At 57.4% G+C, this 23,567-nt stretch carries 19 protein-coding genes; 10 read left to right on the top strand and 9 right to left on the bottom strand.

Translation table 11 applies throughout. The features are described from left to right. Positions 1-2: 2 nt before the first annotated feature. The 3 genes from EDE05_RS16145 to epsE form a co-directional block, all read right to left on the bottom strand. On the bottom strand, positions 3-620 hold the full coding sequence (locus tag EDE05_RS16145; protein WP_132411258.1) for a serine acetyltransferase: 618 nt from the start codon (positions 618-620) through the stop codon (positions 3-5). Then, positions 617-1,615, bottom strand: a complete 999-nt coding sequence (locus EDE05_RS16140; protein WP_112800730.1) for a glycosyltransferase family 61 protein — start codon at positions 1,613-1,615, stop codon at positions 617-619. Before EDE05_RS16140 ends, EDE05_RS16145 begins: the two co-directional genes overlap by 4 nt. Before the next feature lie 180 nt (positions 1,616-1,795). Continuing rightward, a complete protein-coding gene (gene epsE / locus EDE05_RS16135) occupies positions 1,796-3,046 on the bottom strand; it encodes an exopolysaccharide biosynthesis GT4 family glycosyltransferase EpsE (RefSeq protein ID WP_132411256.1) in 1,251 nt (416 codons plus the stop codon). Between the two features lie 427 nt (positions 3,047-3,473). Between epsE and EDE05_RS16130 the strand changes: the two genes are divergently transcribed. From EDE05_RS16130 to EDE05_RS16115, 4 genes are read left to right on the top strand one after another with little or no spacing between them, the layout of a single operon-like run. Then, complete coding sequence (locus tag EDE05_RS16130) at positions 3,474-4,691, top strand: polysaccharide biosynthesis/export family protein (protein ID WP_162712459.1); 1,218 nt, start codon at positions 3,474-3,476, stop codon at positions 4,689-4,691. Between the two features lie 55 nt (positions 4,692-4,746). Next, positions 4,747-6,240: a hypothetical protein gene (locus tag EDE05_RS16125; RefSeq protein WP_112800665.1), complete on the top strand. Its 1,494-nt coding sequence runs from the start codon at positions 4,747-4,749 to the stop codon at positions 6,238-6,240. 56 nt (positions 6,241-6,296) lie between these two features. Next, positions 6,297-7,082, top strand: a complete 786-nt coding sequence (locus tag EDE05_RS16120; RefSeq protein ID WP_112800667.1) for a hypothetical protein — start codon at positions 6,297-6,299, stop codon at positions 7,080-7,082. Further along, on the top strand, positions 7,082-8,071 hold the full coding sequence (locus EDE05_RS16115; protein ID WP_112800669.1) for a glycosyltransferase family 2 protein: 990 nt from the start codon (positions 7,082-7,084) through the stop codon (positions 8,069-8,071). Before EDE05_RS16120 ends, EDE05_RS16115 begins: the two co-directional genes overlap by 1 nt. A 15-nt stretch (positions 8,072-8,086) precedes the next feature. Here EDE05_RS16115 and EDE05_RS16110 read toward each other — a convergent pair whose 3' ends face one another. Next, positions 8,087-9,301, bottom strand: coding sequence for a glycosyltransferase (locus EDE05_RS16110; RefSeq protein ID WP_112800670.1), 1,215 nt, complete (start codon positions 9,299-9,301; stop codon positions 8,087-8,089). A gap of 210 nt (positions 9,302-9,511) precedes the next feature. Here EDE05_RS16110 and EDE05_RS16105 point away from each other — a divergent pair, with 210 nt between their 5' ends. Beyond that, positions 9,512-10,525: a glycosyltransferase family A protein gene (locus EDE05_RS16105; protein WP_112800672.1), complete on the top strand. Its 1,014-nt coding sequence runs from the start codon at positions 9,512-9,514 to the stop codon at positions 10,523-10,525. A 74-nt stretch (positions 10,526-10,599) separates the two neighbouring features. On the opposite strand, the gene EDE05_RS26880 is transcribed toward EDE05_RS16105, so the two are convergent. Continuing rightward, positions 10,600-11,379, bottom strand: coding sequence for an O-antigen ligase family protein (locus tag EDE05_RS26880; RefSeq protein ID WP_165924182.1), 780 nt, complete (start codon positions 11,377-11,379; stop codon positions 10,600-10,602). Here EDE05_RS26880 and EDE05_RS26875 point away from each other — a divergent pair. From EDE05_RS26875 to EDE05_RS16095, 3 genes are all read left to right on the top strand, one after another. Next, on the top strand, positions 11,362-11,955 hold the full coding sequence (locus EDE05_RS26875; RefSeq protein WP_165924181.1) for a hypothetical protein: 594 nt from the start codon (positions 11,362-11,364) through the stop codon (positions 11,953-11,955). The two genes, EDE05_RS26880 and EDE05_RS26875, sit on opposite strands and share 18 nt — an antisense overlap. A 22-nt stretch (positions 11,956-11,977) precedes the next feature. Continuing rightward, positions 11,978-12,115, top strand: coding sequence for a hypothetical protein (locus tag EDE05_RS26870; protein WP_165924180.1), 138 nt, complete (start codon positions 11,978-11,980; stop codon positions 12,113-12,115). A 402-nt stretch (positions 12,116-12,517) separates the two neighbouring features. Further along, positions 12,518-13,756, top strand: coding sequence for a glycosyltransferase (locus EDE05_RS16095; RefSeq protein ID WP_105373156.1), 1,239 nt, complete (start codon positions 12,518-12,520; stop codon positions 13,754-13,756). A gap of 485 nt (positions 13,757-14,241) precedes the next feature. Here EDE05_RS16095 and EDE05_RS16090 read toward each other — a convergent pair whose 3' ends face one another. The 4 genes from EDE05_RS16090 to EDE05_RS16075 form a co-directional block, all read right to left on the bottom strand. After that, on the bottom strand, positions 14,242-15,582 hold the full coding sequence (locus EDE05_RS16090; RefSeq protein ID WP_112800676.1) for an HlyD family type I secretion periplasmic adaptor subunit: 1,341 nt from the start codon (positions 15,580-15,582) through the stop codon (positions 14,242-14,244). A gap of 9 nt (positions 15,583-15,591) precedes the next feature. Then, a complete protein-coding gene (locus EDE05_RS16085; protein WP_132411254.1) occupies positions 15,592-17,757 on the bottom strand; it encodes a type I secretion system permease/ATPase in 2,166 nt (721 codons plus the stop codon). Between the two features lie 11 nt (positions 17,758-17,768). Then, a complete protein-coding gene (locus tag EDE05_RS16080) occupies positions 17,769-19,838 on the bottom strand; it encodes a hypothetical protein (RefSeq protein WP_132411252.1) in 2,070 nt (689 codons plus the stop codon). A gap of 106 nt (positions 19,839-19,944) precedes the next feature. After that, entirely contained in the window at positions 19,945-21,636 is a 1,692-nt protein-coding gene (locus EDE05_RS16075) for a hypothetical protein (protein WP_132411250.1), read from the bottom strand. A gap of 589 nt (positions 21,637-22,225) precedes the next feature. On the opposite strand from EDE05_RS16075, the gene EDE05_RS16070 reads away from it, so the two are divergent. Both EDE05_RS16070 and EDE05_RS16065 read left to right on the top strand, forming a co-directional pair. Beyond that, positions 22,226-23,080: a response regulator transcription factor gene (locus tag EDE05_RS16070; RefSeq protein WP_134101943.1), complete on the top strand. Its 855-nt coding sequence runs from the start codon at positions 22,226-22,228 to the stop codon at positions 23,078-23,080. Next, positions 23,022-23,555 carry a hypothetical protein gene (locus EDE05_RS16065; protein WP_245422946.1) on the top strand — a complete coding sequence of 178 codons (534 nt, stop codon included), beginning with the start codon at positions 23,022-23,024 and terminating at the stop codon, positions 23,553-23,555. Before EDE05_RS16070 ends, EDE05_RS16065 begins: the two co-directional genes overlap by 59 nt. Positions 23,556-23,567: the final 12 nt, after the last annotated feature.

Below are 23,567 nucleotides of genomic sequence, written 5' to 3'. Positions count from 1 at the left end.
CATCAGGTGTCAGCATCGCCCCGTACGAACGGGCCGAGGCGAGGGTAGATCTTGGCGGGCGAGCCAATGACGATCGAGTCCGAAGGTACATCCGTGGTCACAGCGGTATTGGCCCCGATCCGCACACGGTCGCCGATGCGGATATTGCCGAGAACGGTAGAATTCACCCCGATGAAAACATCATCGCCGATCTTCGGCACGCCGGCGATCATGTTGGTACCGATCGTCACATTATGCATGATGCCGCAGCGTTTCCCGATGACGACGTCCGGGTGAATGGAAATCGAGCCTTCGGCATGAATGATGTGGAACCCATCTCCGAGGGTTACCTGGGCCGGAAGCCACACGCGGGTTACAGTCGAAACGACCATACTGATCGCGCCGTAGATCTTCTGAGCCGACCGCCGGGCCAGCCGATTGTTGCGGGCATTCGCCCATCGGCCCAACCGATAGACCAGCAACGTAACGAAGCCGGCATTCAGAATTCTGCCTCCATGCCGACGGAAGTCCTTTCGTACTTGCGCCAGAAAAGAAACGGGCTCCGGTCGCTTGTGCGTGGCATCATCGGAAACACCGGCGGCTCGTGATTGAGAAGGCAAAGAACGAAGCCGTGAAGTCATTTGAGCACCATATCCAAGGTACGGTCTACGTCGTCCCATCCGACACTGAAGCTCTCGCAGGTCCCCTCGCCAACGACGAAGGCAAAGCCTTGGCCCTGACGATCGGTGATGACCTTGAGAACCGAAACGACCCTGTCCGCTGGCTGAATCACGAACAGTGCCGCATCCTGAGGCATGACGGTCAGTCCGTGGACAAGCTGGCTGCCTTCCACGCCGGCAACCACGCGCGCGCCGGCGCAAGCCCGGATGAGGTCGTCAACGGACGAGGCAATCGGATCGATGATCTGAAAGCCATATTTTGAGGCGAAGCCTTGAGCTATTTCCATCTCGTTCGACAGTATCCGATGGTCACCCTTGCTGCCGCGCAGGATGAAGACGCCCGGGTGATGCGGAAACGACGGCCCGGACGCCAGGAGCATCTCGCGGATCTGGATGCCCCGCCGCCTCTTTCCATCGTTCTGCCCCTTGTCTCTGAAGAGTATAAGTTCATCGAAGTGGACGTCGCCGACATGGACCGGTTTCAGATTGAGCTTTCGTGCATACTGCGGCTCGTGACCGCGTGTAATTGGCCTGGTGGTTACGGGAGTGCCGTATTCATCCGCCAACGGATAGGTCAGGCAGTCGTCCAACAACCAATTGCCAAACCAGCGATTGCCGACCCAGCTCTCGAAGAGAGCCCCCTTGGCCGCTTCCTTGGGAGCTGCGTAAAATGGAAGTCTGCGGCTGCGTGGTTTCAAGCTCTTGGAGGATTTTGGGGTGTAGATCACCCCATCGATCAAATCGACATTCTTCAGCCGGTACCCGATCGTCGCTTCCTGTGTCGTTTCGTAGTTGCCCCGAAAACCTTTCAACACCTCGGCGATGGAACCAAACTCTGTTCCCTTGATCCTGTCGAGATGATGCGGGAGAAATGTTGCCGGGCGAATAAATCGTTTGGTGGCCGGCGCAATGGTCCAGCGATCGGGGGCAACCGCCTCTATGTCTGGAAAAGGCATGCCTGCTGCCTTTCTAAGAGAATTCACGATCGGCAGAAGAGCTATCAATCCAGTCATCCTAGCAGTTTTTGATTCAGCGGATGGCGGGCGGTCTTCCCTCCAAAATTCCGCGTCTGAAGAAGATAATCGCATGGAAACCAATGGTTTCGCCGTAGCCATTGGGGGATCGGGCCTACTCATTTAGGCGTATCGGGAAGCGGTCTGGTCGGGACGACCGAGAAGTGAAGAGATGGCCTGAGCACTAATGCGATGGTGAAATTTCGCGGCAATCTTAGCGCGGGACGCTTCTCTGAGACGGCGCGAGAAGTCCTCGTCCTGGAGCACCCTTTCGATGGCGGCGCTCATTTCTTCAGGTCGCTGCGGTTGCACCAATATTGCGTCCACGCCATCGTCGATCAGCTCGCTGTTGCCACCAACGTCGGTTACGATCACCGGCATCTCCATCGCCATCGCCTCCATAATGGCTACGGAAATCCCCTCGTTGAGGCTTGCGAGAACAAAAATATGCGCCTCCTCCAGACCCTGGCGCACGCGGCTTTCCGGCACCGCTCCAAGCAATTCCACGCAGCCGGTAAGTTTCTTTCGCCATATCAGCGTTTCCAGCGCCTTGCGGTATCCGTTGCCGCCAAGCTCGTCTTCGCCCGCAATCTGCAGACGAACATCGAACCCGCGGTCACGCAGCATTTCCACTGTCTGAAGGAGAAGATCATGGCCCTTGACGGGATTGAGCCTACCGCAGGAAAAGAGCCGGCATGGCTCCCCCGCTTTCCAGGGGACGTATTGTCGGTTCCGGCGAATCTGTTCGAGGTCCACGCCCATGGGCGCAATGGCGATCCGAGCCGGTTTCGCTCCGTTCAGCTTGGTATCGATGTCATCGAATAGGCGTTTGGAGATAACGGTCGCAAAGGCCGCGCCCTTCCACTTCTGCCGCTGGTTGATGCCATATCCTTCCAGAGTGGGCCCATGCAGGGTCAAGCTGTAGGGGATTCCCGACAAGAGTGAAGCGAACGCGGCCACATTGGCCGCATCAGCGCAGGAATGGACGTGAATGTGGGTCCATTTCGCCTGCCGGGCAAGCCGCACGAGCTTGCCCGCCACGAGCAGGATGGCAAGCATCCGCAACCTGCCTAAGGGAGATCGGACTTCCGCTTCGCTAACCGCTGCAAGACTTCTGGCGATACGTCTCGGTCCCGCTTTCACAATTTCGGACGCCGCTGCGAACGCATCTCCGAACCCGAGTGGGAAAAGATATTCGGTCTTCCCTCGCGCTTCGTCGGCCCAGGCATGCGACGCGATGGCCGCTGGCGGACGCGATGTCGAAACGAATTGAGCCTCGACGCCGAGTTCGGCCAACGCTCTGTGTTCACGCCAGAGGAAGATGTGGGTCTGCCCGGGAAATTCGGGAATGAGGAACCCAATCCGGCGGCTCATGAAGCCCCCGCGATCTGCATATATCTTGACTGCGCGTAGGACATTACTTCCCCATCAGATGCCATTTCTGAAGTTCCGGAAGACGTCGATGACGTCAGCGGGCGCAACGGGATAAAGTGGCGCTGTCGAGGTCACGCCCACATTGTTTCCCGTCCGGAAAAGATCCGCGAAAGAATGGTCGAGGCTGTCTCGCCGTTTCACAACCGTTCCCTTCGGGGGAAATTCTTCATCCGAAAGGAGGGGGGAACCCCTGTCTCATCCGTTTGGGCTAGTACATGACCCGCTTGCGTACTTCTTTGTGCCTTGTATGCAGGCCTATTCCATCGCCGTACTATGATTTGGTCCTATCCCGGCTGGGTGGGATCAGCGAGCCATTGGGGGTGAATGGATGCGTGGGATAGCGAGTCTTGCGGCGCTTTTGTTTTGCTTGACGTTTGGCAGTGCAGAGGCCCAGACAATCTATCGATTGCAGCCCGGGGATGTGCTGCAGGTCTGGATCGCTCAGGAGCCTGAACTCGCCCGGGAAGTGGTGATCGCTCCGGATGGCTGGTTGTCTTTTCCTCTTGCCGGCCATCTCAAGGGCGTCGGCCTTTCGGTTCCCGAATTGGAAGGGCAGTTGTTGGCGCGGCTGAAGCAATACTTCAACGACACCCCAAATCTGACGATTATGCTGCGTTCCAACGCACAACATCAGCCGCTGATCTACGTTACCGGCGAGGTCGTAACTCCTGGCGAATATCCCTACCGTGCGAATATGACCGTTCTGCATGGTGTCGCCGTTGCTGGTGGCCTTTATCGAACAGCCATGCTGGCCGCCGATCAGGACCGGTCGGTGCTTGTGCGACGCGAGGTCGAACATTCGCAAAAACGTCTGACGGAGCTTAAGGCCCGCATCACCCGTCTGGAGGCGGAATTGCGAGGGGAACGGTCGCTTGGCAGCCCAGAGGTTCTGGCTGCCGATCCTGCCCTTTCACAGGAGCAGTCACTTCTGAATGCCAGGATGGAGGCTCTTGACATGCAGGAGAGAGCCCAGCGCCAAGGCAACGAACTCTCGGAACGGACCGCCGTTGCGCTGCAGGAACAGATCGATACCGTCTCCAAGCGCATCGACCTCGGCAGGCGCCGGCTCCAAAGCATAACCAATCTTATTGCAAAAGGCGGCGCCGAGGGCTCTCAGCAAGCAGTCCAGGAAGGCATAATCGCCGAGCTTGAGGGGCAGGTGAGCCGCCTGATGTCGGAAATGGCAACTGCCGAGCGGACCAGGATAGCGGAAATTGCCCGTTACGACGCCGCCCGCCAGGATCGCCAGACGCAATTGCTCATCGAGCTTAATGCGGTGCGCCGCGAACAAGAAGACACCGCCGCAAGGCTCACCGACAGCACAAGCATCATGGGCATCTACGGCCAGAACGCAGCTGCGAATGAAGAAAGGCAGCGACGCGTCATCGGCTACCACATACTGCGATCGGTTGATGGTCAAACGCAGGAATTGAGGGCTAGTGAAACGACGCCGATGATGCCGGGCGATCTCCTGCGGGTGCTCTACGGCGATCCCGATCACACTGCAGCCACCTCCGATACTCGGGCGCCGGCGGCAGCTACCGGCTCCGCGGTGCCTAATCCTACGATAACGGCCGCTCGATGAGAGGGCTTCATGATGATCAACAGTATATCGGACGCGACGCAGTGAGGCGACGGGCATGATCAACGAGCTGGCACGCAACATCCTGTATTATGTAGAGATTGCATTCGCAAAACCCCTTTATGCCATCCTGCCGGCACTGATCGCCATTCTCGTCGGCGTCTATTTCATCCTGATGACCCCGCGGACCTATCAGTCCGAAGCGCTGCTGATCATGGAATTTCAACAGATACCGACGACGCTCGTGTCGCCGACGGTATCGAACGATCGGCTGCAGTTCATCGAACAGCGGGTATTGTCTCGCAACAATTTGCTTGCCCTCGCCGAAAGGCACCATCTCTTTGCGGATGTTGCGCAGGCCTGGTCGAAAACCCAGCTCGCCGGCACGATCCGGCACCAGATCTCGCTGGACATCCAGTTCACCGAAGGAGCGGATCGCACCGCACGAAACGCTTCGGTTCGAATCGGATTTAAGTATGCCGACCCTATCGTCGCCACCGATGTGGTCTCGGATCTCGTGTCTCACATCATCGAAGAGAACAAGCGAATCCGCGTCGCACGTGCTGCGGAAACAACGAAGTTCCTCACGCATGAAGTCGATAGCCTTGAGCAGCGGTTTCGCGAACGTGAAGCCGTTTGGGCAAGATATCTAACCGAGAACAACGATTCCCATCCCAGCCGGATACCGGCGCTGTTGATCGAAATGCAGGCGAAGGAACAGGAGTTCGCGACGCTGGACCGGGCAGTGGTGACAATCAACGAGGAAATCGGTCTTCTCGAAGCGCAGTTGCGCATGGGTGCGGGCGAGACGAGCGAGGCAACCCGCCTTCACTCTCAGCTCACCGAACTCGAGACGGATATGGCTGCCAAGTCGGTGATCTATTCCCAATCCCATCCGCAGATCCGCGCCATGAAGCAACGTATCGAGGAGGTGAAGGCCCAGGTTGGGAAGACAATTCCCACCGCCTCGCCGCAGGCTCTGACAGCGGAAGAAATCAAATCCCTTCCGCCGGCGCTCATTCTTGTTGCAGAACGCATTGCGGGCATAAAGCCGCGACAGGAGCAGACTCTTGCCCAAAGAGCCGATCTTGCCGAACGCATAAGCCGGTTGCGTTCCACCATTTCCCGTGCCCCCGAGGTGGAGTCTCAGATCGCGGCATTCGAAGCCGAAAAGGTTTCTTTGCAACGGACGCTGGACGATATGCAGGCCAAGCTGAACACCGCGCGTCTTGGCGAGCGTCTGGAGGAAGGTGAGGCAGCTCAGCAAATCGATATCGTGGAAGCGCCTGAGATTCCAAACGGCGCCGCCGGACCGAGACGTCTCCATTTGGCGATGGCGGTTCTCGCGGCAGCTTCCGCTGCGTCCGCCGCGGGGATCTATGCTGCGCATCTGTTCGACCGGACCATACGAGGCACCTTTGATCTCGCCAATGCTCTCGCCGGAGAAACACTGGTGGTCATTCCACGCTGGAACCCCCGGAAATACATCGCCAAAGCCTTCCGCGACGCTGGAAACGCCAGCGTCAGCCCATCCGGCGGGGGACGGTATTAGCAGACTTAAGGTTCCGACCGAAAGCAAACCATTGATTGGGATAGGGTAAGAAATTCATGGAAGTCATCAAGAATATCTCCCCTCGCAGCCGAGTGGCGAACCATGTGGATGGCGTTGGTCTGACCGATTTCAACACTGCCTTTCCGAACGGCCAAAATCGTATTGAGGAGCGGCCGTCCCTTTTGGACGTCGAGCCACTGTCCCCCACATTCCTGTATTCCAACCGCGTCATTGCTTTCGACAGCAGCAATTCGATGACCCATGCCTATGATGTCCTGCGCAACCACCTGCTGAACGGTAAGACGGAACCAGACGAGCGGGTGATTTCGGTCAGTGCACCTTCCACGGGCTGCGGTACCACGGTGACGGCGGTTAACCTGGCGATCAGCCTCGCCCGGGTGCCGGGATCAACTGTGCTGCTGGTGGACGTCAATTGTCGGGATCCCGGGGTTGGCAAGATTTTAGGCCTGCCGCAAGAGCCATCCTTTTACGATCCGATCAAAGGCTGGCTGACGACGACCGATATCCGGGGCATTCGCGTACACCTTTTGCGCGCCGCCTGGGGATCGGCGAAAATCCCGCTGCCTGCAGACCTCGAACGGATGACAGCTCAGATCGAGGTAGCACGCCAATTGCTGAGGCCGACGGTTGTCCTTTTCGATCTGCCTCCGATGCTGAATTCAGATGAGGTCATACCGTTTCTCGACATGTCCGACACCACTGTTATCGTGCTGGCGGTAGGAAAGTCGAAACTTACGGATCTCGAAATATGCCGCAGCTACCTGGGCACTGAAAAACGCACCCAGGTGGTTTTGAACAAGATGAGAAGGCATGGTCTCTAATGACTACTGCAAACGGCGCACAATCCGATAGCGCGCGATTGAAGCTCGCCGTCGTTATCGTCAACTACCGCACCGCCGAACTTGCCATAGACTGTCTGGCATCCCTCCACGCCAGCCACACAATTCCAGCAGGAACACGGATCGTGGTTGTCGATGGGGGTTCAGGCGATCATTCGGCCGACGATATCTCCTTTGCGATAGAAGAAAACGGCTGGACGGACTCGCTATGCCTTCCACTGGAAACGAACGGCGGCTTTGCCTTTGGCAATAACCGAGGCATCGAGCATGTTCTGGCCTATTTCGGCCGACCTGAATACGTTCTGCTCCTGAACCCGGACACACTGGTGCGACCAGGCAGCATCATCCGGCTCGTGGATTTTATGGACGCTCGCCGTGATGTCGGAATTGCCGGCAGCAGGCTTGAGGATCCGGACGGAACGGCGCAGGCATGTGCATTCCGCTTTCCCTCGATAGTCAATGAGTTTGAAAGCGAGGCAAAGCTTGGTCCGATCACTCGCCTGCTTGAAAATTGGCGCGTCGTGCCGAAGATGCCGGCTCGGCCCTCGCCGATAGATTGGGTGTCCGGCGCTTGCATGATCGTCCGCACGGACGTGTTCCAGCTAATCGGCTATCTTGATGAGGGATATTTCCTTTACTACGAGGAAGTGGACTTCTGCCTCCGGGCAGCGCGCGCCGGATGGACCTGCTGGCACGTACCGCAGAGCCGGGTTATCCACTTGGTTGGTCAATCAACAAACGTGACGCGGCACATCCGTCCTTCCAGGCGTCCGACCTACTGGTTTGAATCCCGCCGGCGGTATTTCCTGAAGCATCATGGCGGCGTCTACGCGCAATTCGTGAATCTTGCGTGGCTCGCTGGCCATATCGTCTTCCGCATCCGCTTTCTCGCCGCAGGCAAGCACTCGAATTTGCCCCCACATCTGCTGCAGGACTTCATCCGCCACACAGCCCCGTTCCGTCGGATCTGACGCAGGGGCCAGTTTTCATTCTCCCGCCATTCTTGGCGCTTTGATCAGCGCTTCCAGCAGTGCCGCCGATTGATGGATGTTGTGCCGCTCCAACGTGCGGCGGCGCCCTGCTTCGCCCATCTGCAATATCTGGCCATCGCTTTCGGTCAACGCGCGCCGCATCGCATCCGCCAGACCGTCGACGTCTCCGGCGGGAATCAGCCAGCCGTTGTCCGGCCGGACGAGTTCCGGGATGCCGGCGATATAGGTGGAGATCACCGGGCGCTTGAGCGCCAGGCTTTCCATCAAGACCACCGGCAGGCCTTCTGCAAAGCTTGGCAGCACCAGGGCTCTCGCACGGAGGATCTCCGTTTTCACTTCATCCTGGGTAATCGTACCGGTAAGCGTGACGGATTGGCCGAGACCGAGCCGTTTGATCTCGCGTTCGATCTCGCTCCGCAACGGCCCATCGCCTACGAGGACAAGCTCGAATGTCAGGCCCTGCGCCCGCAGATTGGCAGCAGCCTGCAGAAGCAAAAGATGGCCCTTCTGCTCCGAAAGCCGCGCGATACAGACGAGGCGAGGGGAAGCATTACGCTGCTGCGCCGTCTCGTCGCAAAGATAATGCCGGTCCACGCCACACCGCACGACCTGGATCTTTTTCCAGTCACTGAGGTCCGCCCACCGAAGTAATTGGCTTCGGCCATAGGAGCTCACTGCGACGACAAATGACGAGGCGCGAATTTTCTCCGACAGCGCCAGAGTTTCCGGACGGTCGAATTCCTCAGGCCCGTGGACGGTAAAGCTGAACCGGATGCCGCCGATCTCATGGGCGAGCACAGCAACCGTTGCCGGATTGGTACCGAAATGCACGTGCAGGTGGTCGATCTTCTCCCTGCGACACCAGTCCGCCAGAACCATCGCTTCCCCAAAATAGACGAGATGCAGAAGAAAGCGCCCACCCGAAGCCCGTGCGAAGCGGAAAGCGCTTTTTAAAGCCTTGAGCGTCGAAGCAGGATGAATAGCCAGTTCCCGCACGAGGCTTGCCACGACTGCCTTTGCGGGGCTGGCAAGGAGGTGCTTCGTCTTTGCCGCCTCCAGGATATCGTCGCAATCCTTCAGCTGACCACGGAAGGGACGCACCGCATATCTTGCGATATGGTGCCCCCTCTCCTCCAACGCATTGATTTCCCGTCGAATGAAGGTGTGGCTCGGCGCCGGATACTGATTGGTGAAATACGCTATACGCATTCCACAAGCGCCCCTTTTCTGCCTGCTGATTGTCAGCCAGCTCTCATATTTTTATAGCAAAAACACTGAGATAGGCTCAGCCCCACAAAGAGCTTAGCAGGGATACCGCAGCTTCCACCAAAGGGGTAAATTTACAGCGCCGGTGGTCGATCCTAAAAATGGGAGGCACTTTAATCGAGGCCGTGTCTACAAGACCATCGGAGGCACCGAATGAAGCCAGACACTCTGCGTCTCGAAGATAACAGCGATCTTCATCATAATGTCGGCATCGTGGTCATCGGACGAAATGAAGGCGAACGCCTCATCAATTGCCTCAGATCCTTGGGCCCATATGCGAAGCGGGCGATTTATGTCGATTCGGCATCTTCGGACGGAAGTGCCCAGGCGGCAGCGCACCTTTGCGCGAAGGTGCTGCCCCTCGATCTGTCAACGCCATTTACGGCCGCACGCGCACGCAATGCCGGTTTCGATGCCCTCATGCAGCTTTGGCCGCAGACAACCTTCGTACAATTTGTCGATGGCGACTGCGAGCTCGACAGCGACTGGATCGATACCGGGGTTGCCTTCCTCTCGACGCACGAGGATGTTGCGCTTGTTTTCGGGCGCCGTCGCGAACGGTATCCGGAGCGAACCTTGTTCAACGCAATGTGCGACCGCGAGTGGGATGGAAAGCCTGGTGAAGTCGCGGAATGCGGCGGGGACATACTGGCAAGAGCCTCCGTCATCAGGGAATTTGGCGGCTACTCCGGTCATCTGATCGCAGGGGAAGAACCTGAACTTTGCGTCCGCTTGCGGGAAAGGCGCTGGAAGATCTGGCGGCTCCCATCCGAAATGACCCGTCATGATGCGAACATGAGCCGCGTGAGCCAATGGTGGCTTAGGAGCGTTCGTTGCGGGCACGCCTATGCTCAGGTGTCTTATCTCCACCGCAAGTCGCCCGTCCGAATATGGGCTCGCAACGTTAGGCGCGCCGTTTTCTGGGCTGGCGTCCTGCCGCTTGCAACGGCTCTAGGCACGCTCCTGCATCCAGCCGCCATCGGGCTTCTGCTGGCCTATCCGCTCCAGTCTCTGCGGATGGCACAGCGGATGGCCCCGACCACGTCAAATCGGTGGTCTTACGCGACCTTCGATGTCCTGGGGAAATTCGCCGAATTGCAAGGAATAGTTCAGTTCCACATGAACCGATTGAGCAACCGTCAGCAGCGGATCATCGAGTATAAGTAGAGCCGATGAAGCTAATCACGGGAACTGACGGCCTCTGCATTCGCGAATAAAGCCTCTTTCCATAGCTGCGGCTATCAGCGTGGGTCTATCACCCGCATTTTTCCGGAATCGGCGGCGGGCCGAATGAGAATCGGCGCCAAACCGACGCCCATGCGCCTCATCCGCGCTTTGACCGTCGGCCGCACTTCCCACTCAATAGTGGGGCCGCGTGCAAGAACCGCAGCCGTTATCCCTGAGAAAGCCCAATAGATATACGGAATGATCGTTGCGCTGCTGGTGGTGGCTATGGTGAACAGCATGGCTATCAAGATGGCAAGAATTCCCTGATAGCTCACAAGAGCGGACTTGTTTGCCAGGAAAAGGCCCCAGAGTTTGGCTGCCAACAGCCCGAAGAACATCACGAACAGGAAAAGGCCAATCAACCCGTGGTGGAGGGCGATCTGCAGATAGGTATTGACCACATCCACGATGCCCTGACCCTGTATCATTCTCAACATCTCCGGCTCCGTGAGAAATGTCTCAGAACCGAAAAGCGGGTAACGCTCGATGACGAGCAGTGAATTCTCAACAAGCATCGCGCGATAGGTCTCGCTGCCCCTGTCGGCAGAGCCGATAAATGGGAGCAGGTTGGTGAATCGATCGATGAAGGACGGTCGCAGAAATGCCAGGATAATCATCCCAGGGGATGCCGCGGCGAGCAGTTTGAGCGAAGCCCGCGGATTGGTCAGCAGCAGAACCGTAGCACAGAGCGCAAGGCCCAGCCAGGGGCCACGGGAGACGCTCGACAGCAATCCGACTACAAGTATACCGAGAGCTAAATAGCGCCAGGAGTCCCAATGGCGCTGGTTGCGCAAGGCGAGCAGACATCCGCCTCCGGTCATGCAAAGAAAGCCAAAAGCGATGGATTCAACCGATGTGGTCGCAGCCCGCAACAGACCGTCGCGGAAAAGGTAGCTCGTCATGAGAACAAAATCCCACTCGAGGATGACCACATAATAAACCCGCCAGTTTCGCCAGATTTCGAAAAAACCGATCGCGGCAAGAGGCAGGGTGGCAACCACAAAAGCCAGCAGGACGCGGTTGATATCGAGCGCCGACCGGAGCGACCGGCTGAAAACGAAATAGGTAAGCAAAATATCAAGGAAATATGTCGGCACAACACGGAGGATCGAATTGATATCGTTCAACCGCAGGGAAAGGACGGTGATAAACCCGAAATACGCGAGCACCGGCAGATCAAGACCCCGCATCCGCCTGTTTTCGGGCTCTCGCCAGAGTTTGATTGCGAGGGGAAGGAGGATGAGTATCGCCAACAGCCGCGGCGGCTCAAGATCGATGATCCTGTTGAAGACGCCGGGGATGCCGACGCCGATCGGTACGCATGGCGCCACAAACATGAGAACCACATAAAGCAGCAAGGGCTGCTTTGAATTCCGATGGATGTATATGCTGATGAGCGCAAGCCCAGCAGAAAAATCAAAAAAGCTGCTCGAGATAAAAGTGACGCAAGTGGCGGCGAGCCAACAGTTCCGCCACAAATTAAATTCCGCCTCCTCTATGAGCGGCAAAGCGATTTTCTTCGCTACATAGAGCACGGGGACGCTGATAAGCAGAACATATACCAGCGCTCGAATATATTCAGGCATAGCTAGAGTCCGCGCGCCGAAAAGGTGGACGGAACAACAACAGGCCCGTGGCTGATCCTCACCATGTGAGCGTCCCTTGCCGTTGCGCAGGAATTGCGCATCCAGGCTCAGGCTACACGTATGGATCACCTTCCCCCACCTGTCCAAAAGAATGAGCGCCTAGCACGATAGGTGACTGCCGTATCCATTCGGATTGCTTGCTCAAAACCGAATGAGATCGCTGGATAGGAAGCACGGCAACTACCAGGCAACGCGGCGTCCGACGCTGTGCCTAAGGAGCGTCAGCCGGGAAGGTAACCAAAGCGATCCCACGAGATATCTAAAGTCGTGACGGCGGTGCCAAGCAATGGAAGACAATATTTCGGATCTTGTCGTAGTGCCGGATGATGCAGGCGATCGCCTGAGAGCCAGTCTCGGCCTAAGGCCGAGTGAAACTCCACGGATTGCGTTTATCGCTGGACCTGGCGATGTCGCAGGGACGTTCGACTATTGGATGGAAGGACGTTTCGATCCTCGCACGCCCGTCGTCGCCTATTCGACCATGTTCTACACGCTTGTAGAGAAACTGGAGGCCATGGCGCTCGTCATTGCGGAACCGGAGAAACTGCCCCGACATCGCGATCCTCGCTTCCGTTTCATAAGCGTTCCCCGCGCCCGGCCTCCCGGCCGCATCGCTTATCGAAAGGCCGGCCTCGCCTTCAGCTGGAAAGTCCTTCGAGAACTTCGCAAGTACGAGCCGCATATCGTGCTGCTGGGTGTGGATACGCCTTGGCTGTTGATCGCCTCTATCCCGAAAAACACTCGTATCATTTTGACGGCCCATACCAATTTCTGGCCTATGGGCCTCAAGCCGGTTTCCCTCAAAGCGCGAATCAAACACCAGATAGCAAGCGTGCTGATGCATCGGGTATCGGCAGGCGTTTGCACCTCCGAGGAAACCAGACGACAGGTGATCGAAATTCGACGTGACCTGATTGGCAGCCTATACACGGAAGTCCCCCAGGTGCTTTCGAGATTTCTAAAGCCCCCCCGCCAACTGGAGCGGCTGAGAAACATTCTGTTTCTGGGGCGGTTGCAGGAAGAAAAGGGTGTCTATGATCTTTTGTCCGCGTTTGAAAAAGCAGCATGCCGCCACCCCGACTTGACCCTCTCCTTTGCCGGCAAAGGCGAGGCCGATGATGGGTTACGGCAGCGGATTGCCGCCTCGCCCGTTCGCAATCAGATCAGGATGCTTGGCCAACTGGATGCGCAAGAGGTTCATCAACAGCTGGAGCGGGCGGACGTTCTGGTTTGCCCGACCCGCAGCAATCTTCCCGAAGGCCTGGCCCTTGTCGTGGTGGAAGCAGCAGTACATGCTGTTCCCGCGGTACTCAGCTCAGTGGTGCCGGCAAAGGAGCTCGTGGAGAACGCCTGCATCGAATTTCCGGCCGACAATATCGAGGCGCTTGCTTCTGCTCTCATGATGCTTGCTGACGATGCCGGCAAACTGCATGAGCTGCAGGAAAGGTTGGCCGTAGACCGAGAGAAATTCTTCGATAGGTCATTATCCTGGGGCAGCCAGCTATACAGCGCCTTTGTGACCTAGGATTCAGAGGCCTCAGCCGGCTGTTCAGTATATTACCGGATCCACCGCGTCCTGCCCAGAATCAACAATGAAGTCACCTGCAACTCTAGATCAGAATTAAATAATCCCGGGGGAACGGGAGTAGATATTAGAGATGAGAAATTCTAGTGGAACGCGCTCATTTGATTATTATCAATTCTACACCCTCTTCAACTGACTATTAGCTTCCGACCCACGACCTAATCCATTTGATGGAGTTGATATTGGCCGCGAGTAGGCGAATATTAGCTCTACCAAACAGATTGCTGAAGGCTCGAACGGGAAAAACGGTCGGGCCTTCTCCTTTTGGAAGAACCAACATCACGCCAGCGTTATGTTGAGGCCGCCGGGATCGGCTCTTCCATCCACCCTTGAGTTCCAGAAGCTTAGATCACCCCCCGGGCGGACTATTGGCATCCGCATGGGCGAAGAGCCTGCGATGAATTGCGATAGAGTGACGTCCCAATTCAGCGTTCGGTAAATGCTCTCGACATGCTGTCAGTGATGGGCTTGACCAGATAGCTGAAGAACGTCCGCACGGCCGTTTGAATCATGATCTCCGCCGGCATCCCTGGCTGGGGAGAAAAACCTTTCACGCGCGAGATTTCCTCTGAGGAAACCTTGATGCGGGCAATGTAGACGTCTTGGTCTGCCATAGCCATCTTGTTGTCCTCCAGAGCATCGGCCGAGATATAAAAGACCTCGCCGTTCAGGACAGGCGTGGTGCGCTGGTTGAGTGCGGTGAGCCGGACAGTGGCTTTCTGACCGACCTTGACGCTGTCGATCTCATTACGCCGTACTTTGGCTTCGATGATCAACGGCACGGCGGCGGGCAGAATCTCCATGATTCCTTTGCCGCTTTCGATGACGCCACCGTTTGTATGATAATAAGTTCGAACAACCGTGCCGGAGACTGGTGCCAGGATAGTAGTTCGACGCAGGACGTCATCTGCTTCGCGCGATTGTTCCCGTGCTGCGTCACGCTCACCCTGGATCGATTGCAAACGATCGAGGGCGTCCTCGCGATATGCTTCTTCAGCCTGCGCGATCTGCTGCTGTCCCTTCAGCGACTGAGCGCCGGTTTCGGCAATCTCCGAGGTGAGACGCCCTATCTGGCCTTCGGCATCGGCGATCGCTCGCTGCAGTGCCTTGACCTCCGTTGCCCGGAGAAGACCTTTTACCAACAAGGCCCGTTTCGTTTCATGTTCGTCCTGCAACAGCACGAGCTGCCGCGATATGGCCTCGCGATGTCGTACATATCCTTCGGCCCGGAATTCCAGAGCCTTCATGTTCTGCCTCAGCAATGTCAGTTCCGTCGCAAGCTTGATGCGCTGAGCCTTGAAGTTAAGCTGCTGTGTCAGCACGATCGAAGAGACGTCCGGATCATCCTTGAATTGCTCCAGGATGCCCGAAATTTCCATATTCTCGGCGCCCTGCGCCTGAGCTGCGAGGCGGGCTGCTGTGGCCTCCAGCCTGATACGGCGGAGGAACAGCTCACGTTTCTTGGAGAGCGCCGCCGTCTCGTCAAGCAGGACCAGGGGCTGGTTTTCGACCACCTGGTCGCCTTCCTTCACCAGCAGCTCCTTGATGATGCCGCCCTCGAAATGCTGCACGACCTTGTTACGGCCGGTAGCCACGAAACTTCCCTGGGAAATGACCGCAGCGGCCAGCGGCGCCGTCGCAGCCCAGGTTCCGAACCCTCCAAACGCCACCGCGGTCAGCACCAATCCCGCCACTGTCTGCTTCCAGACCGAGCGAGGGACTTCGGAATACCACTCTAGATCATGAACCTTTACAACGGCCGACATCTCTTGCTCCTATTGTAACTGGTGGCCAAAAGAGCCGGAATTGATGTTGATCCCGCGAGCCTCTATCGCGTTCAGCACGTCCATTCGCATGCCGAACAACGCCACTGTGCCGTTGACGAGCAGCAGGATCTTGTCGACGCTGTTCAGAAGTGCAGGCCGTTGGGTGATCGTCGCCACGGTAATCCCGCTTTCCTTGGCATGCTGGAGAGCCCGCAGCAGAGCGGCATCGCCGGCATTGTCGAGGTTCGAATTCGGTTCATCCAGCACGACGAGGCGAGGATCCCCGAAAAACGCTCTGGCGAGAGCGATGCGCTGCTTTTGACCGCCCGAAAGCGGCGAACCATCGGCGGCGACCACGGTTTCGTAGCCATGCGGCAAACTGGCGATCATTTCGTGGACATCGGCAAGCATGGCTGCGCGGTAGATCTGTTCGTCATCGACGTCCTGCCTCATCCGCGCGATATTCGACTTGATGGTTCCGGGGAAGAGCTGAACGTCCTGCGGCAGGTAGCCGATATTTTCCCCGAACTGCCTTTGATCCCAGTTGCGAAGATCCATGAGATCCAGCCGAACGCTGCCTGAGGTCGGAAGAATCGACCCGACCAGCATCTTGCCAAGCGTTGTTTTTCCGGCTCCCGAATTGCCGATGATGGCGAGAGAATCGCCCGGCTGAAGGGAGAACGCGATGCCATTCAGAACAACCCGCTTGGTGCCCTGCGGGACATAGAGCAACCTCTCCACATCCAGCCGACCCTCCGGCTTCGGAAGATTCAGCCGATCGAAGTTGAGAGGCGACGATTTCAGCAGGGCGGTGATCCGGCCATAGGCGGATTTCGACTGGCTGTATTGATTCCATCCTTCGATCGCGCCTTCGATCGGCGCCAGCGCACGTCCGGCGATGATGGAGGCCGCAATAACCATACCGCCGGTGAGTTGGCCCTCGATCGACAGGAATGCTCCCCAACCAAGCATGGCGATCTGGGTCAACAGTCGGCAGGCTTTGGAAACGGCGGCGATGGTGATGTTCCGGTCCTGGGCAATAACCTGCGCTCGCAAGGAGGAGGCCGTGTCTTTGCCCCACATCTGGACAGTCTCGGGGATCATAGCGAGCGCATTGATGATCTGCGAATTGCGGGACATGGATTCCAGGTGAAGATTGGCCTTTATCTGGGCGGTATTGGCCTCCGCGAACGGATCCGCTGTCATACGCTGGTTGACCATCGTAAAGGCGAGCAGCAGGACTGCCGTCAGGATCACGATAGCACCGAGATGCGGGTGGATCAGGAAGACGGCAAGGACGAACAGCGGAGCGATCGGCGCATCCAGGAATGAAAGAAGGGTGCGGGATACGAGGAAGGACCGAACCTGCTGAAGGTCGCCGAGCACCTGATATTCCCGACCGTTGCTTTGAAGCGAAGCCCTTGCCGCAGCACTGAGGATCGGAGCGCCGAGCTGCGCGGCCACTTCGACGGCGGTCCGCATGAGGATGAAACGGCGAAGTGCATCAAAAGCGGCCTGCAGGATGACCGCACCCACGATCACGACCGTCAGCATGATCAGCGTGTCGAGAGACCGGCTGGTCAGCACCCGATCCGATATCTGGAACAGGTATATGGGGATCGCCAGCACAAGGATATTACTTGCGATCGTAAACAGCATCACGATCGCCAGATTGATCCGGACAGCCTTGATACCCGCGCGCAGGCTCGCCGAGAAGTCTATCGGCGCCAGACGCTTGTGGAAGGAGGTCCCGCCACCGCCCGAGCCGGCGCCACCGCCGGTAGAGGGTGATTTCGCAAATTTGCCGCTCTCGGTGCGAAGAGGGCCGGTGTCACCGTCGATGGTGATCATTCCCTCGGGCGCCTTGGCTTCGGTGGCTTCCCGCACTGCGGGTTTCGGTTTGACCTCGATTTGGGGCTCAATGACTTTGTCCGTCACCGGCAGAGCAACGATGTCCGCTCCTTCAGGATTCTGAGCGTCGCGTGGCGGGTTCTGGAGAATTTTCTTGGTTTCAAGTCGGGACACGGTTGCCGAGGTGGCGGCGTTATCGTTCGATAGCTTCAGACACTCTTCCACGGCGTGCTCCAGCTTGACATAGATATCCTCATCATTGAGTTGCGGGTTTTGGTTGTCGGTTGGCTGCGGTCGCTCAACCCGTGTTTGGGTATCCGGCATGCTTCCCCCCTTCATCCGAGCACATGTTGCAATCCATCATTCTGATAGTGCCCGTTGTCTTGTTCTGCGGGCGTGACGCCCATTTCTTCAAACTCGCCATCCAGCATGCTGTCATCCAGGAAGACCACCGCCTCGTTGACGAGCGTATCGGGGTCCCCCGTGAGCAGGTCCGGCTGATGGGAAATCAATTCCGCCTGGAAAAGCGTTTCTTCGGAATATTGCTGCCCTCCGACATAGGTGTGCCCGAAGGAATCGAAATCGAGGATGGCAGCGTTGTTGATCAACGCATTTGCGCCTGTTGAAACCGTCCACGCAGCGTCGGTTTGCGGATCGAGCGCATTCATTGCGAGCGCGATCTGGTCGCTGTCTCCGACGATGTTCGTCTGACTGATGTATTGAATGTTCAGGAAATCGCCGCTGATATAAAGGACACGAAGGCCGCCAAGGCCTGCGAAAGCCGGATCGGTCAACACTCCCTTCGATAGATCTCTGCCTCCCGCGGCCATATCGTTGGCGGCATCGAGGTAGGCGGAAGGCAATTCTCCGAAGCGGTCCGCGCCACCGACGTTGTAGATATGCGCCTGATTCCAGAGCAGGTTTCCCGAACTGCCAATGCTGCCCTGACCTGTCGTCTCGAAACCCGACACTGCCCCGACCACGTCGTTGTCAAACAGTACATTCGTCTGGTGGATGATATTGGCGTCATAGAGCGAACCACCGACAATGATGAGGTCGAAGGAGAAGCCCAGCTCGAAGATCGAAGTCTGGTTTACGCTTGTATTGTCCCCCGCGATGACGCTTGTCGTGACACCCGACGAAGACAATATCCCGACATCGTTGTCGGTCATGAACACGTATTGTTCCAGCCAATTGGTGATCAACAGATCCCCTTGGATCTCGGTGATCGCCCAAGCGCTCGGGAAACCTCCTGCGGCGGCCTGATCTCCAGAGCCTTCCTCGAGCGGATCCGTACGCTCGAAAGTCGCAATGTTGAAAAGCTCGTTCGGGCTGTCTTCGCTATTCCACCCGTCGATTGCGGACGTGATGGAGTCGGTGTCCCAAATTGCATTGGTCTGGACGATCGCGTTGATTTCCACATGATCGCCGACGACCGCCGTTACGGTTGCTCCGGTCCAGAGGTTCTTCACCACGGCCTGGTTGACGACGGTGTTGTCCCCGGCAATGAGTTCGACGGAATTGTCGATGGTGATCGAGCCGTCTTCGGAAATCACCACATTGGGCGGCGGTCCATCATCTTCGTCGGCATCGGCCCCTACGGCGTCGTCGTTATCGGCATCCTCGTCGGCTGGGCTCTCCGCGTCATTCTCTTCCGCATTCTCCTCATCGTCGAAGGAGAAGTAGTCTTCAAGCTTTGGAGCATCCTCGACGAGCTCTCCGTTGACATAGACGCCCTCGATGACAGGAGAGTGCTCGATGAATGTTTCCATCGGACTGCCGGGCGCCGCGACCAACGCTTTCAGCTGGAAGGCAATGTCATTGATGACATCAATGAGTTCCGCACTGGAACCGGGCATTTCCGGATGGCCGATTGGCGCGTGGGAAAGCACATCGTCAGCAGCTTTCAGCAGAGCGGCGTCATTCACTGGATCGGGGTGGAATTCCAGATTGCTTCCCCCGACGTTGAAAGTGTCGTCGTCCGACAGCGACGCTGCCTGAATGATGTAATTGACGACAGACCCTGGAGGCTCGATCGGCGGCACGGTGAACGCTTGTCCAATGCGCGCGCCTGGAAGGATTTCCTCTGTCTGTTCGGGAGGGAAATATGGCGAATCGTCTCTCACCACCAGAATCGGCGGATGATGTTGCCACGAAGCAAACGAAGGGTGCTCCAAGGGCCTGAGATAAGCCGGCGCCTTATAGAAAACGTCAGGGTCAAAACCCAGAAACTCATACGGCGCGTCGAAAGTCGATGAAATGAAAGGCTCGGTATGAAGGTGATCTTTTTGCGTGTAGTAACTGAAATCCAGGTAGGCATCGCGCTGTCGCGCCTCTTCGACCGTCGTATGGAATAGGCCGATGAAATGCGCAATTTCCTCGGTGATCTTGTCCATAGCCGTCATGACACGGACCCCTTATTGCCTGCTAAGCATTTAGATGGAGTGGACTGCGCAGAGACCGCGCAGTCCGTTGATGTCCCTCTTGACGTGCAAGAGATTGCCGTTCGCGTTAAGCGGAGGTGTCGTCGTCACCGATCGACGTGCTGGTGAGGTCGCCGCCAACAATCGTCATATCGATCGCGTTCTGCTGCAGGTTCGCGCCAAGAACGATTTCCTGGTTGAACGCAGATGTTTCGACAAAGGCATCGGACGAAGCGCTGCTCGTGCCGGTAACGTATCCGTCGTCACCGTTGTTGGAGCCCCAGGTCCCGCCGGCACCGCCTGCTCCACCGTAGCCGGTGCTTGCAATGCCGCCCATGCCGCCTGCAGCACCAGCACCGCCGATAGCCCAGCCGCCCATGGCATCACCGCCGGTGCCGTCGGCCCATGCACCACTGAGTGCATCGCCGCCTGCGCCTCCGGTAGCCCAGGCGTCACCGCCGGTGGCATCGCCGCTCGTCGCGTCGCCACTGATGGCTCCGCCGCCTACGCCTGCACCGCCTGCTCCGCCGGCACCGCCGGAACCGCTACCAGCACCAGCACCGAAGCCAGCGCCAAGGCCTGCTCCGAGAGCATCGCCGCCGGCACCACCAGCGCCGCCAGCACCGCCGGCACCGCCGTTACCACCGGCCCCGCCGGCCGGGTCGCCGCCGTCGCCCGCATCGTTGGCACCGCCTGCACCTCCGGTGCCGCCGGATCCGGCATCGCCGTCGGAGAAGATCGGATTGATGAAGCCGAGGCTGCCCATCAGGTTGGTCGCAGCACCGCCGGCGCCTCCATTGGCATTGCCAGCATCGGAAGCGTCGCCCCCGTTGGCATTACCAGCGTCGCCGCCGCTTCCACCGTTTCCGCCTTCGCTGTCGCCACCGTCGTCGCCATTACCGGCAAAAGCGAGGCCAGCTCCAAGTCCGAGGCCAAGACCAAGGCCAAGGCCCAGACCGTCGCCGCCGCGGCCACCGTTGCCACCGGTGCCATCGCCGCCTGTAGCGTCGCCAGTATCGGCATCGCCGCTGTCACCGTCGCCGCCGTCCGCGTCGCCGCCGTCGCCTTCACCACCGACCGCCGCACTTGCAGCAATGCCGCCAAGACCGATACCGCCGAGCGCGAAGCCACCCAGGGCTGCACCGCCGTCTCCGCCGTCGCCGCCATCGGCGTCGGCCTCACCGCCACCACCGCCGCCGCCGCCTCCGGCACCGATCCCTTCGGATGCGATTGCAAACCCGCCATGGGGATTGGCATCGAGGGTGAACTCGCCGCTGTTGTTGACCTCGGCATTTTCGAGATGGTCGTTATCCTGGATATTGGCAACCTGCGAAATGACGTTGCCAACGTCGTTTCCAGCACCCGTAAGGGCATCGTTCATGACATCGTCGATCCGGATGTTGAACATCCCGTCGATCTGGCTGCCTTCCATATCGATATCGGCAAAGTCATTGTCTTCAGGCAGATAGTCTTCGAGGCTCATTCCGACATCGACGGTCACGTCGACTGTGGTCTCATTGACATTCGCATTGAAATTGGCGTTGCCGTTCAGGTTGGCATTGCCGTTGCCATTGAGATTCAGGTTGCCGTTACCGTTGCCGTTCAGGTTGCCATTGCCGTTGAGATTGTAGGACTCACTGCTCTGGTGCTGGCCCTGTCCCTGACCTTGGCCCTGATGCTCCGACTGCTGCTGTTGCTGCTGTTCCTGCTGGCGCTGCTGCTGCTGCTGTTCCTGGCTGTCGTCATCAAACAGCGTGTTGAGGCTGCGTTTGTCTGCCATGACGGTATCCTCTTGATATTGCGACGCCTTGACCGCCATTCATCTTTTTTGGGATCTTTGGTCGCCGCTGTTGGAATGGCTAACTGCTTGAGGCTATGGGCGCGCATCTACGCGACCGTTCGCCGGTTTCCGGGTTCCAATCTCTGATTTTTCAGGTCCTCCCCTGTCTTCTCGGAAGGCTTGAAAGGGCGCAACAATGAGGTGGCTACTTGCTACACACGCCACCCACTCTGAGCGTTGGCTCTCCAGTGCCTTTCGGGATGGCGCACACTGTGTCCCGATTGAGGAGAAGAAATAAGGTGCTATTTCGAGCTAGCGCAGTGGATCAACTGACTGTTGATGCTAACACCATAGGTGTAAGGATATAAATAAGAAGAGGTAGATGTATTCCTGACGTTTTCGTCTTACGGAGGGTGATAGATTGCTTGCCCTCCTGAGAAATTAGCCTTCGATCATGCTTCGTTCCTAAAAACGAACCTCAACGAGCTAAATTCCTTGCTAGTTTGATCTAATCGATAGCTCCTTCGGTCTATTCCCACCTCAGGAGTCTTGGTTTACCGTTTCCTAAAAGAAGAATCCGGAGCGTCTGTTGCGTATAGCTTCAACGAGGGGAGAGGGCCCAATCATGCAAGTTCCGCATAGCGTTTCGCAACATCTTGATGTGGATCTGGCTACAAAAGCCTTGAACAGAATGAAAGCTGTCAGGACAATACTTTTCATTTGCTCGCCAGGAACGATATCTACTGCAATGACGGCTGCCATAGAGAGCGAATTTCCATGGCTGTCGGTCAAAACAGTGCCCAATCTGCCGTCGGCTTTGACGGAGTTCGACAATCCAGTGCAGCTTGTCCTGGCAGATGTTGCACTGATCCATGTCATAAAAGAGCATTGGCAGAAGCTCGTCCGACTTCATGTCGGCGCTACGCTCGCTTTCATCGGCAGCGATGATGAGGTACCCGCAATAAACAGGATTGAGGATCTGGGGTTCGTCCAGGGTGTCGTGCCGTTCAATGTGAATCTCGATGTCTTCCTGTCGGCTCTGCGCATCATCCTCAAGGGCGGCACATATTTTCCGTCAAATCACCACCAGCAGCATAAGAGCTTATCGTGGGAAGGAATTGAGGATCGGGCCGAACCGGAACGCACCCAACCTTCGCTTGGCAGGTCCTCCGCCCGAATGATCGACAAGCTGACAAAACGTGAGACCGAAATCCTTGCCCGGATCGCGATGGGCAATCAGAACAAGATCATAGCAGCGGCACTGGGCCTGTCGGAACATACGGTGAAGATCCACATCCACAACATCATCACCAAACTGGGCGTGCACAATAGAACTGAGGTCGTGGCTCTCTATTTCGAGCATAGGCGCAAGGATAGTGCTGACAATGCATCCGAATCGATCCACCGCCAGGACGGCGGCTCGCTCCCCGGCGATAAACTCTAGGCTTCAGGCCATACTGCTCCTGATCGGGCAGCTGAACTATACCTGGACCAATACCGAAAGCCTGCTGATCCATATGATTGCAGGGCTTGCCAAGGTTGATAAGGAGACGGCAATCGTCGTCTTCCTTACATTGAACACGACCCGGGCACGCATTGATCTTGTCGAAAGGCTGGCCAAGATGAAAAAGACTTCCGCCGTCTGTCGGCGCGAAGTCCTGGAAACAACGCAGCGCCTGTCGGACGAAGCGAAGCTTCGCAACAAATACAACCATTGCATCTATTCGTTCGATCCCGACAGCGGTCGTAACCTTACCCAATCCATGCGCATCTTCGAAAGCAGAGACGAGATCAAATACGGGAAAATCGAAGAACTTGATGTCCGGGAAATCGGCCGAATTCAGTCGAGCATCAATTCCCTCATCGAGATCAATCATATGCTTTGGAGCATTACCGAACGATACGATTTTCCCAAATAACAAGATGCCGAA

The organism is Neorhizobium sp. R1-B (assembly GCF_004368875.1).
Lineage (GTDB): Bacteria > Pseudomonadota > Alphaproteobacteria > Rhizobiales > Rhizobiaceae > Neorhizobium > Neorhizobium huautlense.
This window is presented reverse-complemented; position numbering and strand designations above follow the sequence as displayed.

Coding starts and splice junctions, on each gene's coding strand:
- EDE05_RS26875 (WP_165924181.1), top strand. CDS start 11,362: ATGGCGCTGGTTGCGCAAGGCGAGCAGACATCCGCCTCCGGTCATGCA.
- EDE05_RS26870 (WP_165924180.1), top strand. CDS start 11,978: ATGAGCGCAAGCCCAGCAGAAAAATCAAAAAAGCTGCTCGAGATAAAA.
- EDE05_RS16145 (WP_132411258.1), bottom strand. CDS start 620: ATGACTTCACGGCTTCGTTCTTTGCCTTCTCAATCACGAGCCGCCGGT.
- EDE05_RS16075 (WP_132411250.1), bottom strand. CDS start 21,636: ATGGCAGACAAACGCAGCCTCAACACGCTGTTTGATGACGACAGCCAG.
- epsE (WP_132411256.1), bottom strand. CDS start 3,046: ATGAGCCGCCGGATTGGGTTCCTCATTCCCGAATTTCCCGGGCAGACC.
- EDE05_RS16090 (WP_112800676.1), bottom strand. CDS start 15,582: ATGTCGGCCGTTGTAAAGGTTCATGATCTAGAGTGGTATTCCGAAGTC.
- EDE05_RS16085 (WP_132411254.1), bottom strand. CDS start 17,757: ATGCCGGATACCCAAACACGGGTTGAGCGACCGCAGCCAACCGACAAC.
- EDE05_RS16110 (WP_112800670.1), bottom strand. CDS start 9,301: ATGCGTATAGCGTATTTCACCAATCAGTATCCGGCGCCGAGCCACACC.
- EDE05_RS16080 (WP_132411252.1), bottom strand. CDS start 19,838: ATGACGGCTATGGACAAGATCACCGAGGAAATTGCGCATTTCATCGGC.
- EDE05_RS16105 (WP_112800672.1), top strand. CDS start 9,512: ATGAAGCCAGACACTCTGCGTCTCGAAGATAACAGCGATCTTCATCAT.
- EDE05_RS16120 (WP_112800667.1), top strand. CDS start 6,297: ATGGAAGTCATCAAGAATATCTCCCCTCGCAGCCGAGTGGCGAACCAT.
- EDE05_RS16125 (WP_112800665.1), top strand. CDS start 4,747: ATGATCAACGAGCTGGCACGCAACATCCTGTATTATGTAGAGATTGCA.
- EDE05_RS16140 (WP_112800730.1), bottom strand. CDS start 1,615: ATGCCTTTTCCAGACATAGAGGCGGTTGCCCCCGATCGCTGGACCATT.
- EDE05_RS16115 (WP_112800669.1), top strand. CDS start 7,082: ATGACTACTGCAAACGGCGCACAATCCGATAGCGCGCGATTGAAGCTC.
- EDE05_RS16065 (WP_245422946.1), top strand. CDS start 23,022: ATGCATCCGAATCGATCCACCGCCAGGACGGCGGCTCGCTCCCCGGCG.
- EDE05_RS16095 (WP_105373156.1), top strand. CDS start 12,518: ATGGAAGACAATATTTCGGATCTTGTCGTAGTGCCGGATGATGCAGGC.